This is a genomic window from Bacteroidota bacterium, assembly GCA_041658205.1.
Taxonomy (GTDB): Bacteria; Bacteroidota; Ignavibacteria; order UBA10030; family UBA8401; genus UBA8401.
This window is the reverse complement of record JBBAAO010000001.1, coordinates 230,208-242,938: the sequence shown is the minus strand read 5'-3', so window position 1 is coordinate 242,938 and position 12,731 is coordinate 230,208. Positions and strand designations below refer to the sequence as shown.

Here is a 12,731-nt window from a genome sequence, read left to right as displayed (position 1 = left end):
CATTCTCTAATCTTGCATCATGCATTTTTTCCCAAACGATACGATTGCCGTCATTATTCTCTCCAGTAGTATCATTATTCTCTTTGCCGTAGCGTACATATTTATCTTGATCTTCAGCAATAAAAGAATCATCAATGAACAGCAAACCAAGATCGATGAAATCAACAAAAGCGAAGAACGGTATAAGGCATTGTTTGAAAATTCTCTCGCGGGAATGATGAAATTAGACAACCGCGCTATGAAAGTCTATGATGCGAATAGTTCCATGCTTGCTATTTTTCATGCTGATTCCATACCTGCTTTAGAAACCAGACTCAAGGAAATTCCGGAACAATATGTCAATGAAATTCGCACATTATTATCAACGTATGACCGTGTCACCGAACGTGAACTTCGAATGACTGGGCCAGATGGCAAAGAACAATGGCTACTGTTTTCTGCCAGAAATTCTCATGCAGATCAATTAACCCATGTTGTTATTCTCGACATTTCAGAAAAGAAACAGCTTGAACGGGCGTATGTTCGAGCGCAAAAAATGGAAACGATTTCTCTTTTGACCAACAGTGTTGCGCACGATCTTCAAAATATTTTTGCCCCAATCCAGATGTCGGTGCAGTCGCTGCACAAACATGTAACATCGAAAAAAGGAAGAACGATACTTACCACTGCACAAAAAAGTGCAGACGATGGGATGATTCTCGTCAAAACTATTCTTTCCGTCGGCGGCAAGGTTCCGATTGTTCGTCAAAAAGTAGAACTTGGCCGCATCATTAAACAATCTGTTGAACGATTTAATCGTAAAGCAAAAAAGAATGTCAAGGCAAGGGTACCACCAAAAATTCCACATTTTACAATTCTTGGTGATCAACAACGGTTGAATCAGGTATTTCTTAATTTGATGGAGAATGCAAGAGACGCAATGCCGAACGGCGGAACGGTGACAGTTTCATTAAAACGAATTGCACCGGATGATGTAGCACGGTTTATCGGGAAAAACGATTTTACTGATCATCTGGTAATGATATCCATTGCCGATACTGGAACGGGAATACCCGAGCAAGATCATGATAGAGTTTTTGAACCGTTTTATTCTACAAAACGTGACCGCGGAGGGACAGGATTGGGGTTATCGATTGTCCAAAGTATTGTGAAAGAGCACGGCGGGAGCATTGCACTGCAAAGTACTATTGATCATGGCACGATAATCAATGTCGTGTTTCCACTGTATCGGAACGGAAGAAAATGACCGTAAGTCAGAAAAACAAAAAACAGTTTATCAATGCATGGATTGTTGACGATAATATAAATTATTGCAAAGCCCTTGCCGAATCATTGAATTCCAGTAAAACAATACGTTGTGAAGCTTTTTTCCATTCGGCAGCATCAGCGCTTAAACAACTGTCATCAAAACCTAATCCTCCATCCGTATTGTTATTAGATATTAAAATGCCTGTCCAGACTGGACTTGATTCCATTGAACAAATTTTAAAGATTTCTCCGCATTCCATTATTTTGATGTTAACTGCCGTTGATGATGAAGAAGATATTAAAACTGCATTAAAACGCGGGGCTTCAGGATATTTATTGAAAACTTCCTCTTCTCAGGATATTATTCGTGGAATAGAAACAGCATTTCATGGAGGTGTCCCGCTCGATCCGATGATTACAAAAAAAATATTAAGCGCTCTTATTCCATCGACGAAAGAAAAAATAGAACCTCCGGAATATCACTTATCCAAACGGCAAGAAGAAGTCATTAAATTCATTGTGAAGGGACTGAGCATAAACGACATTGCTGAAATTCTCAACATCAGTCATTTTACCGTTGAAACACACATAAAAAACATCTATCACAAATTAAACGTCCACAGTAAACACACTCTCGTAGCCAAAGCGTACGACCATCACCTTGTCGATTAAAATTCATCAATAACCGTAATTTGAGATATACCCAGATTACGGTATTGATAATCCCTGCTGGAATTATTAACTTTTTAAAGAAATTTGATGCCTTCTGCTATAAAAATCGAATAAGAATCTTGTTCTTATTTGCTATATATGATTTTAACCAATGTTTTCCCCGCATTGAGAATAAATCAACAAACAATTCGAGCGAGAAAATATGAGCCACCGATATGGCGCAATAAGTTTCGCTACCTCTCTCCTTACCGTTGTCATTGGTTCTGCCGCTCTTGTAGGATGGTTCTTTAACTTTCCACTGTTGACGAGTTTTTTTCAACAATATATTCCCATGGCACCCAATACTGCTGTTGGTTTTGTACTATTGGGAATCACTCTCTCAATTTGTTCACGCAATTCCCAACCCTCAACCGTCATTCGTAGAACAAGTCGCCTCTTGGTATTGTTTGTATGCACTTTCACTTCGCTTACCATCGCAGCCCATTTCGGAATTTTTCAGGATTCTATTGATTCAATGGTCTTAACGGTACAGGATTCTTCATCGGGTCAGTTTCCTATCGGAAAGATGGCATTTTTTACTGCCATCTTATTCATCTGTGCATCGGTATCATTGTTGTTGCTGACCGTGCAACGTCGCGCCGATATGTTTGAAAATATTGCTTTCACACTTTCGATTATTGTCTGTACGCTGGGAATATTATTTTCCATCTCCTACGCAATCGGCACGCCAATGTTTTATGGTACATCCACTATCCCACTTGCATTAAATACATCAATAGCGTTCGGTGCACTAGGTATTGGAACTATCTTTCTTATTCTTCAGCGGGAAAATGTTCGAAATTCAAACAACCACATTTCAACCGATAAAAAAATATTATCCGGTTTCAGTCTAGCCCTCGCATCGGTGCTCATCGTCAGCCTTATTTCATACCAAAACACAATGCGTTCTGTTGGCGCCAGCAGCAACGTCATCCGTACGTACAGCGCGTTGGAACATCTTGAATCGTTGATTTCACTGGCAAAGGACGCAGAAACTGCATCGCGTGGTTTTGCCATTACACACCAGGAACACTTCCTTGAACCATACATTAATTCCGTAGAAACAATTCCTGAATTACTGCAGACATTGAAAATATTATTTGCTGAAGATTCCCAACAAGTTGAAGCGCTTCAGACTGTCGAATCGCTCCTCAGCAGTCATAATACTATTCTTCAGAATGAAATTTACCTCGTTCGAATGCAGCGATATGATGAGGCGAAGACCCTTATCATTAATGGACATGGGCATGTCTTTATGGATTCATTGAGACAGGTGATTACCTTGATGGAGTCACGGGAAAATAGTCGGTTAATACAACAGACCTCCGATCGCAATTTTCGAATAGAGGAAACCATTTCTACCAATATTGCGCTTATTGTAGTTGTGCTGATCATTTTTGGATTTATGTTTGTGGGTATTCAGCAGGATCTGACTGGAAGGAAAGAGGCAGAAGAAAAACTTCGACTGGCAAATGAATATCTGGAAGTTCGGGTTACTGAGCGGACTGAGATGCTTCGAAAAAGTGAAGAACGTCATCGCCATACATTGGATAATATGCAGGAAGGTTGTCAGATTATCGATTTTGATTTCCGGTATGTCTACATCAACAATGTTGCCGCAAAACAAGGTCATCAAACTACACAAGGATTGCTTGGAAAGAGAATGATGGAAATGTATCCGGGAATTGAGGAGAGCGATTTTTATAAAAAACTTCAGATGTGTTTACATCATCGCAACCATATTCAAATGGAAAATGAGTTTAAATTTGCCGATGGAACGGTTGGATGGTTCAACCTCAGTCTTGAACCTGTTCCCGAAGGAGTGTTTATTCTTTCAGTTGATATCACACAACAAAAAAAACTGAATGCAAAATTACGTTCCTATCACGACCATTTGGAAGAAATGGTCAAAGAGCGGACAAAACAAATTGAAGAATTGCAGCAACAGTTCAGGTCACTATTTGAATCTGTTCCGGGGTTATTTCTCGTATTGAAACCGGATCTCACTATAGAAGGCGCAAGCGATGCGTATCTGGAAGCAACAATGACCAAACGTGAAAATATTGTCGGCCAGCATCTGTTTGAAGTATTTCCCGATAATCCTAATGATCCCGCTGCCGATGGAGTAAAAAATCTCCACGAATCGTTGACTAGAGTCTTAGCGACCGGAATGAGCGATACTATGGCGATTCAAAAATACGATGTCCGGAAACCGGAAGCAGCAGGCGGCGGATTTGAAATACGATATTGGAGTCCGGTAAATTCTCCGGTCTTTAGTTCCGAAAAAAAGATTGCATTCATTATCCACCGTGTGGAAGATGTGACAGAATTTGTACTGAACAAGCAAGACCATGTGCATAAAGAACAGTCGCCGGAGATGCTATCACGATTGGAAAAAATGGAAATTGAGATATTCCAAAGAACGCAGGAGTTGCAAAAACTGAATCAGGAACTACATCGATCCAATAGCGAACTTGAAGCGTTCTCCTATTCTGTTTCCCATGATCTCCGTGCGCCGTTACGTCACATTAACGGATTTATTGATCTCTTACAAAAACAGACAACCGATACGCTGAGTGAGAAAGCAACTCGATATCTAACCATTATTGCAGATTCTGCAAAACAAATGGGGCAACTCATTGACGATTTGCTCGTATTCTCCAGAATGGGAAGATCAGAATTGATTTCTACTAATGTAAACTTAAATGAAATCATCACTGAAGTAATTACTTCCTTTGCTCCAGACATCAAAGACCGTACGATCGATTGGAAGATCGCACAACTTCCGGTCATCACAGCCGATGCTGCAATGATGCGTGTGGTGTTAATGAATCTGCTCGCTAATTCAATAAAATATTCCCGTGGACGTGAACAAGCGGTGATCACAGTCCGTCACGAAATACAAAATAATTCGCATGTTTTTTCCGTCAGTGATAATGGCGTAGGATTCGATATGCAATATCGCCACAAATTATTCGGAGTCTTTCAACGCTTACATTCCAGTTCACAGTTTGAAGGTACAGGAATCGGTCTTGCGAACGTTCAACGGGTCATTCACCGTCACGGTGGTAAAACGTGGGCTGAAGGAGCAGTGAATGAAGGTGCAACTATTTATTTTTCATTACCATTAAATTCGAAAGGTTAATGAATATGGATCAAAAATTTAAACGTATCCTTTTAGTAGAAGACAGCATACGCGATGCTGAATTAACTTTGGAGGCACTTTCTGACAATAACCTCGCCAATGACGTTATTCATTTATCTGACGGCGAACTGGCATTAGATTATCTGTTCTATCGTGGAATGTATACAGAACGGAAAAAAGAAAATCCCGCAGTAATTCTGTTGGATATTAAAATGCCGAAAGTAGATGGTATTGAAGTCCTTCGCCAACTAAAGTTGTATCCGGAAACGAAAACTATTCCGGTTGTGATGCTCACTTCGTCGCGTGAAGAAAAAGATCTCTTAGAAGCATATAATCTCGGCGTAAATGCTTATGTCGTTAAACCAGTAATTTTTTCAGATTTTACAACTGCGGTACATCAGGTAGGCTTATTCTGGGCGTTAATCAATGAAACACCTCCGGGGAATTAATTATGAATCGTTCATGAGATGACCAAAAAATGAATTGTGCAGTCACTCGAAATGATGAGTATAGGAAATTTTGAAAGAACATGTCTATGGGAAAACTAATATCAATTCTCCATCTTGAAGATAGTATAGCTGATTATGAATTGGTGAACGCATTCCTCACAGAAAGCGGTTTAAACGTCAATATAATCCGAACAGAAACAAAAGAAGATTTCCTCAACCGATTACAGACGGAACATTACGACCTCATCATTTCGGACTTTTCTCTACCCGCCTATGATGGTAAATCGGCATTATTCGATCTCCAAAAAATACATCCTGATATTCCATTCATTTTTGTCTCCGGCAACATCGGAGAAGAATATGCCGTTGAAAGTCTGCAGCAAGGAGCAACGGACTATATCCTTAAGAATAATTTAAAACGGTTGCCATCCGCCGTAAAGAGGGCGTTAACGGAAGCAGTAGAAAAGCGTCATCTTAAGACAATCGAACGTGAATTGAAGGACCGGGAGAAATTCATACAAAAAATTATGGATACAACACCCAATATTATCTATGTGTATGACCTTCGCACGGATGTTATTGTTTGGGTGAATAACAGCATACAACAAGCACTTGGATATTCTCCGAATAACATTATTCAACAAAAAGATGTTGCCAAGCAAATGCTGCACCCCGAAGACCATGCAAAATTCATTGCAATCGACACTTGGCATAAACCTTCGATTGGAGGAGAAGTTGTCGATTTTACCTATCGGATAAAGCACTTTGAAGGAAACTGGCGGTGGGTGTATTCCCGAACGACAATCTTCAGCACTGATGAAAACAAGATACCTGTTCAAATTCTAGGAGTTGCCGATGATGTTACAGATAAAAAGGAATTGGAAGCACGGTACTACCGTTCACAACGGATGGAAAGTATTGGCGAACTTGCCGGCGGTATTGCGCATGATTTGAACAATGTTTTTGGTCCAATGTTATTAGCCATACCGTTACTGCAACGGCAATTGCATGATGAGAATAGTAAAAAATTCTTGGCAATGATAGAAGGGGGTATTCACCGCGGCACAAATATGGTGAAACAAATTTTACTTTTTGCCAGAGGAGCAAACCAGGAAACAACGGTCTTTTCGCCGAAATCGATTCTGCAGGAAATTGAAAGCATTATAAAAGAAACATTTCCAAAATCTATCGATGTCCGTGTCATGATGGACACCAAAACCGACATGATTATGGGAGACCATACACAACTGCATCAGATACTATTGAATCTTTGTGTGAATGCCCGCGATGCCATGCCGTCAGGGGGTGTTCTGTCTTTACAATGTAATAATTTTCAACTTTTAACTTCACGTTCGGCACAAGGACGTGTCATTAAACCAGGCTCATATATTCAAATCACGGTGGAAGACACGGGAGATGGAATACCGACTGAAATTGTGGGAAAAATTTTTGATCCATTTTTCACGACCAAGGAAATTGGTAAAGGGACAGGGATAGGCCTTTCAACAGTGCAGTCCATCGTACAAAACCACAGCGGTTTTATTGAGGTGGAAAGTACGGTTGGAACAGGATCGAAGTTTAAAGTATATTTGCCCTCCCGCACAGTACATACTCAAAAAGACATTGAACAACCATCGGTAATCCCATTTGGACATGAAGAACTTATTATGATTGTTGATGATGAATCATCCATGCTTCAGATTGCAAAAGAAGCATTGGAATCAAGCAACTTTAAGACTATTACCGCGCGAGACGGCGCAGAAGCAATTGCACTCTTCACAAAACTGAGTAATGAAATTCAACTTGTTATTTGTGATATGATTATGCCTCTGTTAGATGGTTCCAAAACCATTCCTGTCCTTAAAAAAATAAAACCGTCGATAAAAATTATCATCGCCAGCGGTAATCCGACCATGCATATTGAAAATGAAATGATGAAGGAGTATGATGCCGTAATGCTGCCAAAACCGTATACAGTCCAAAAATTATTGAACACAATACACTCAACACTTTCAGGATCTCAATAAGAGAATGGAGTTTTTGAAGTAGTTCTGTAGGTTTGTAGCGTAGTTGCAATACAAGAATATAATCCATAGATGGCAATTCCCATTCCACACCAAAACATTACCTCACCCATCGTATAACTATACTCGATCAATCTCCATTCATTAAGGAGATTTGCCCAATCATGATGCGACATGCTCAACCCTCCGATTAATGGAAGTTGCAACATACCGGCATCTTTGATATATAGACTAACATCTACAATGCTGACACCGGTAAAAAAGAGTGCAACATTCGATAATATGGATTGTTCCCTTTTGGCAACAAAGAACCAGATCAACGGAATCAATATCTGATTTATCGAACCACCCAGAATAGATATTGTCCTTCCGAATAGTGAAAAGATCAGATGCCCAGCTTCATGGATATAAAGAAGAATGAGATGAATCAGCCAGAGAAGATGAGGGGGATCGAATGTCCGCGTAGGAGTATAAAGGTGAAATGGAAGAAGAATTACTATATAAAGCAATAAACCACAACCAAACAGCATAATAATTAAATTCGATTTTGCCATGGGATTGTAAAAATAAAAATCCCGCACGAGGCGGGACTTTGTCTATGGTTATGATGCCACTTCCACTTTTTCTTTCTTGTAGGTTTTCTTGCGCTGTACGCTCTTCCGTTTCCGCAGATATTTTTTCTCAATCTGTTGTTGATCGGCGGAGACTTTTTTCTCCTCCTCCTCAACATCCGGATATTCATAAATCTCGTACTTAAAATTACGCATGATAATATTGTTGCCGTTTCTTCCAAGCACATATTGCGGAAGAATCGGAATTTTTCCCCCGCCGCCGGGAGCATCAATCACATAGGCAGGTATCGCCAATCCGGATGTATGGCCGCGAAGCTTGTCCATAATCTCCAAACCGACGCTGACTGGTGTTCTGAAATGATTTGCCCCTTTGGTAATATCCGCCTGATACAAATAGTATGGACGAACGCGAATGGCAAGCAGTTTACGCATCAATTCAAGCATCACATCAGGATCATCGTTGACACCTTTCATCAACACAGCCTGATTTCCCACAGGAATTCCGGCATCAGCAAGCATTTCGCAAGCGCGTTTTGCTTCCGGTGTAATCTCCCAGGGATGGTTAAAGTGTGTGTTTACATATACTGGATGATATTTTTTTATCATATTCACAAGGGCGGGTGTAATACGCTGCGGAAGCACGCACGGCATCTTTGTGCCAAGACGAATAATCTCCACATGCGGAATTGCGCGGAGCCCGGCAATTATTTTTTCCAACATTACGTCCGTCAGCATCAACGGATCGCCACCGGATAATATGACGTCGCGAATCTCAGGATGCGCTGCGATATAGTCCAAACCGGTTTGAATATATTTCATACTGATTTTGCCAGAATCTCCTACTTTGCGTTTGCGCGTACAAAATCGGCAATACATGGAACATTGGCTTGTCGTTAAGAAAAGCACTCTGTCTGGATAACGATGGGTAATACTGGGAACAGGGCTGTGAGCATCTTCGTTCAGCGGATCATCTGGGAAGCCGTCTTCTTCCAATTCTTTCGCATCGGGAATACATTGCAGCCAGATCGGGTCGTTAGGATATCGTATCAGACTTAAGTAATATGGATTGATACGAATATGAAACAGTGAATTCAGTTTTTCTGCAAGTTCTTTATCAAAACCGAATCTGTCCACAAGATCTTTACCGCTGTCAACGCTTGCTCTTAGCATTTCCTGCCAGAGTTCCATAAAAAGTGCCTTCTATTGTGATAAAATATGAATTTGTAAAAAATCTAAAGGTACTTGCCGTAGATGACCAAGTCATCATTCGGTTTATAATATTCTTTTATATGTGCTAGCTTTTGAAACTTCTTCCGCTCATAAAACTGGCGCGTATTATCGTACTTCGATGTCGATGATGTTTCGGCAATCAACAATCGCCCTCCTCTCTGTCGCAATACATCCTCCGTATAATTCAACAGCACTGTTCCAATCCCCTTACTCTGTGTTGTCGGATCGACAGCGATCCAGTAAAGATCGAATGTTGCAACCGTTGCGGGTGTTGGTCCGATACAAATATACCCTGCAACTTTTCCTTCCCCGTCCACATACGAAAAAATTTCGTAATCCTGCTGGTTTGGATCGTTCAGATAAATTTCAAGCAGTTCAACAGCAATACCGATCTCTTCTTGACTAAATACCTCCGTAGCAATGACAATGGAACGTATCGCATCAAAATCCTGCCGTTCCGTTTTCCGTACTAACATTACTTTTTCTTTTCTTTATGCCGCTCAACGGCAAAGCCGACAATCTTTCCGATCGCATCGGCATACGACAACCCGTACGTTTTAGCTGAACGAAAATATCCGGCATCATCCGAAAGATCCGGGTTTGGATTGACTTCCAGTACAAATGGTTGCATTGATTTCGAAAGACGGATATCAACCCGAGCATAATCCCTGCAACCCATGAGTTTGTATGCACGAAGGGCAACATCTTTCACTTCCAACGCAACGTTATCCGGTAATGGTGCCGGGCAAATTCCTTTTGTTCCTTCAAACTCTTTCGTTCCATCCATCCATTTTGCATCGTAGGTAACAATTTTCGGATAATGGGCAGGCAATCCAGAAAAATCTATCTCAGAAATCGGAAGAACCAATGGAGGATCATTTCCGATGATTGCAACATTCAATTCTCTTCCCTCAATATATTCTTCAATCAGCGCCGGTTCTTCAAATTTCTTGACAATAAAGTCTATGCGTTCTTTCAACTCATCAAATGTATTGACGATGGAATTATTATCGATTCCAACGCTCGCATCTTCAGCACTCGGTTTCACAATAATCGGAAATGATAACTGGAAATTCTGCGCCGTTAACTGATTCACGTCTGCGACTAGTTTGAATTTTGCAGTTGGAATTCCGTTGTGCAACAAATATTCTTTTGTCCGAGCCTTATTTAAACATGTACCGAGTGTCCAAGGACCGGAACCGGTATAAGAAATGCCAAGCAGTTCATAAATACCAGCAACATGCATTTCGTGAATGGCATTGTCACCCAAACTTTCCACCATATTGAAGATCACTTCGGGCTGCATCGCTTTGATATATGCTAAAAAACGATCCAGATCATCAGACATATTGAAGATCGAAGTCTCATAACCGATTGCGCGGAGTGCGGTTTGAATATCCTCTTTCTCTTCAATCACACCCACTTCAGAAAGATCAATTCTCCCATCCGATTTGGCTGCAGATACCCACACACCGCTATGTCCATGATCGACCCCCGAGGTAAACGCAAACTCTCGACCATTATCGGTCTCGATTGTCGGTTCATTATAGATAATCGCTATGTGAACAGGTGTTGACATTATTATAGATTGTATCGCTTTATCCCCGCATCCAGCACTGCATTTAACATCTCGTTATAATTCAATCCTGCCATTCTTGCCGCTTTGGGAAAACATGAATTATCTTCAATTTTCGGAAGAATTCCAGGCAAAGGGTTAATTTCAATGATATTTGGACTGCCATTTTTGTCTAACCGGACATCGATTCTAGACCAATCCCTACAACGAAGGGCGTTATAGGTATTCCGGCAAAGGACTTCTATATCCGTTTTTAGATGAGTATCAAGTTTAGCAGGACATTCAAAAATCTCGAGTGGATTGGAAGATTGATCCCATATCCATTTTGCTTCGTACGAGTAGATCGGGTTCACTCCACTTGGTAGCGAATCAAATTTTATCTCGACAATTGGAAGAACTTTCAGCTCATTTCCATTCCCCAACATTGCAACGGTAAATTCCCTGCCGGGTAAAAATTCTTCGATCAACGCTGGTTCATCATATTCTTCCAGCACCTTCGTCACCTGCTCAACCAATTCTTTAGTGGAATGGACAAGCGATGAATCAAAAATACCTTTGCTTGAACCCTCAAAGAGTGGTTTGACCATTGCTGGAACCGGAAAATTCAATGATTGAAGTTCTGAGAGAGAGGATATGACGGCAAATTTTGGATTAGCGATGTTATAATACGAGAGAATTTCTTTTGCGCGGGACTTATCAAGGCAAATACCAAGCGTGAGAGGATCAGAACCGGTATACGGGATGTTCAACATCTCAAGTATCGCAGGGATTTGTGCTTCACGTGATGCTCCGAAACGCCCTTCAGCAATATTAAAAACAATATCCGGCCGCGATGACCGCAAAGTATCAAATGCATCTTCATCAGCTTCAATAAGAGAGACGGAGTGGCAAAGGGAAAGTGCATTACGTACGGCGTGGATAGTTTCGATAGTATCCCATTCCGCAAATGCATCTGCGCTTGGTGTGACTTGTATTTGTGTGTGAGTCGTTTGTTGATGTTGACTCGAAGGTTGAGCGACGCTCGCCGCGTCTTCGTTCTCTTCCTTCTTCACGTTGTAGACTAATGCTACATCCATTCAGAAGAGTACCAAAAAAATATTTTGGTTACCTTTCACAGTTTGTTTGAAATTTTTTTTATCATCATGCCGTCGCTTCGCATTTCGCTTCTCCCATGATGATGGTCGATCACTTTTTGTATCAAAGAACGTTCGAACGGTCTTTTTGACACCCTCATTTCACTACTAATATACGGAATTATACAGAGTTGTCAAGAGGTTGCGACACTTTTTCAGGTGGATGACAGATTTTTAATTTGTGGTGGGCCGAGGTTACGTTGAGAGATAATTTTAAAAAATAAATTTCCCGTCGTCAGATTGTGAGACGGGAAGATGATGCACTGAAAAAAATATTATTACCGAACTTTGACAACAACCATTGTCATGTCATCATGCTGTTCAGAATCATCTGCATATTTTTTTGTGTCCCAAACAATAATATTAGAATCGATCTCAAAAATGAAACTATTGCCACCCTGAGCGAAGCGAAGGATCTGAGCAATCCACAAAATTTTTTCCAAAAAATTTGTGCAACAAAAAATCTGAGAATAAATTCAGATTCTTCATCCCGATATCCTTCGCTCCGCTCAGGATTGCATCGGGATTCAGAATGACCGTTTTTTTAGTGTTTTTGAGATGGGTTCTAATTATTTCTTCTGAAGATTTCTCTTTGACTGCAGATCGTTGAGGGGATAAAACATATTAACGAATAAAAATGTTT

Annotated in this window: 11 protein-coding genes; 5 read left to right on the top strand and 6 right to left on the bottom strand. The window is 40.7% G+C overall.

Annotated elements, in window-relative coordinates; translation table 11 throughout:
• Positions 1-19: 19 nt before the first annotated feature.
• The 5 genes from WDA22_00930 (at position 20) to WDA22_00910 (ending at position 7,580) form a co-directional block, all read left to right on the top strand.
• Positions 20-1,246, top strand: a complete 1,227-nt coding sequence (locus WDA22_00930; GenBank protein MFA5832015.1) for an ATP-binding protein — start codon at positions 20-22, stop codon at positions 1,244-1,246.
• Entirely contained in the window at positions 1,243-1,920 is a 678-nt protein-coding gene (locus WDA22_00925) for a response regulator transcription factor (GenBank protein MFA5832014.1), read from the top strand. Before WDA22_00930 ends, WDA22_00925 begins: the two co-directional genes overlap by 4 nt.
• Positions 1,921-2,122: 202 nt before the next feature.
• Complete coding sequence (locus tag WDA22_00920) at positions 2,123-5,104, top strand: CHASE3 domain-containing protein (protein ID MFA5832013.1); 2,982 nt, start codon at positions 2,123-2,125, stop codon at positions 5,102-5,104.
• 5 nt (positions 5,105-5,109) lie between these two features.
• Positions 5,110-5,553 (top strand): response regulator, encoded by a 444-nt coding sequence (locus tag WDA22_00915; protein ID MFA5832012.1) that lies wholly within the window; start codon positions 5,110-5,112, stop codon positions 5,551-5,553.
• Between the two features lie 86 nt (positions 5,554-5,639).
• Entirely contained in the window at positions 5,640-7,580 is a 1,941-nt protein-coding gene (locus WDA22_00910; protein MFA5832011.1) for a response regulator, read from the top strand.
• On the opposite strand, the gene WDA22_00905 is transcribed toward WDA22_00910, so the two are convergent.
• From WDA22_00905 to WDA22_00880, 6 genes are all read right to left on the bottom strand, one after another.
• Positions 7,574-8,131 (bottom strand): hypothetical protein, encoded by a 558-nt coding sequence (locus WDA22_00905; GenBank protein MFA5832010.1) that lies wholly within the window; start codon positions 8,129-8,131, stop codon positions 7,574-7,576. The two genes, WDA22_00910 and WDA22_00905, sit on opposite strands and share 7 nt — an antisense overlap.
• Positions 8,132-8,179: 48 nt before the next feature.
• The gene (locus WDA22_00900) at positions 8,180-9,337 is read right to left on the bottom strand and encodes a KamA family radical SAM protein (protein ID MFA5832009.1); all 1,158 of its coding nucleotides are present in this window, start codon (positions 9,335-9,337) and stop codon (positions 8,180-8,182) included.
• Between the two features lie 44 nt (positions 9,338-9,381).
• Positions 9,382-9,855, bottom strand: a complete 474-nt coding sequence (locus tag WDA22_00895) for a GNAT family N-acetyltransferase (GenBank protein MFA5832008.1) — start codon at positions 9,853-9,855, stop codon at positions 9,382-9,384.
• Positions 9,855-10,958 (bottom strand): ATP-grasp domain-containing protein, encoded by a 1,104-nt coding sequence (locus WDA22_00890; GenBank protein MFA5832007.1) that lies wholly within the window; start codon positions 10,956-10,958, stop codon positions 9,855-9,857. The genes WDA22_00895 and WDA22_00890 overlap by 1 nt, the downstream gene beginning before the upstream one ends.
• A gap of 2 nt (positions 10,959-10,960) precedes the next feature.
• A complete protein-coding gene (locus tag WDA22_00885) occupies positions 10,961-12,031 on the bottom strand; it encodes a D-alanine--D-alanine ligase (GenBank protein MFA5832006.1) in 1,071 nt (356 codons plus the stop codon).
• A 335-nt stretch (positions 12,032-12,366) separates the two neighbouring features.
• A complete protein-coding gene (locus tag WDA22_00880; protein ID MFA5832005.1) occupies positions 12,367-12,531 on the bottom strand; it encodes a hypothetical protein in 165 nt (54 codons plus the stop codon).
• Positions 12,532-12,731: the final 200 nt, after the last annotated feature.

Bases quoted from the DNA above. Each gene is read 5' to 3' on its own strand.
- WDA22_00930 (MFA5832015.1), top strand. From the start codon at position 20: ATGCATTTTTTCCCAAACGATACGATTGCCGTCATTATTCTCTCCAGT.
- WDA22_00925 (MFA5832014.1), top strand. From the start codon at position 1,243: ATGACCGTAAGTCAGAAAAACAAAAAACAGTTTATCAATGCATGGATT.
- WDA22_00920 (MFA5832013.1), top strand. From the start codon at position 2,123: ATGAGCCACCGATATGGCGCAATAAGTTTCGCTACCTCTCTCCTTACC.
- WDA22_00915 (MFA5832012.1), top strand. From the start codon at position 5,110: ATGGATCAAAAATTTAAACGTATCCTTTTAGTAGAAGACAGCATACGC.
- WDA22_00910 (MFA5832011.1), top strand. From the start codon at position 5,640: ATGGGAAAACTAATATCAATTCTCCATCTTGAAGATAGTATAGCTGAT.
- WDA22_00905 (MFA5832010.1), bottom strand. From the start codon at position 8,131: ATGGCAAAATCGAATTTAATTATTATGCTGTTTGGTTGTGGTTTATTG.
- WDA22_00900 (MFA5832009.1), bottom strand. From the start codon at position 9,337: ATGGAACTCTGGCAGGAAATGCTAAGAGCAAGCGTTGACAGCGGTAAA.
- WDA22_00895 (MFA5832008.1), bottom strand. From the start codon at position 9,855: ATGTTAGTACGGAAAACGGAACGGCAGGATTTTGATGCGATACGTTCC.
- WDA22_00890 (MFA5832007.1), bottom strand. From the start codon at position 10,958: ATGTCAACACCTGTTCACATAGCGATTATCTATAATGAACCGACAATC.
- WDA22_00885 (MFA5832006.1), bottom strand. From the start codon at position 12,031: ATGGATGTAGCATTAGTCTACAACGTGAAGAAGGAAGAGAACGAAGAC.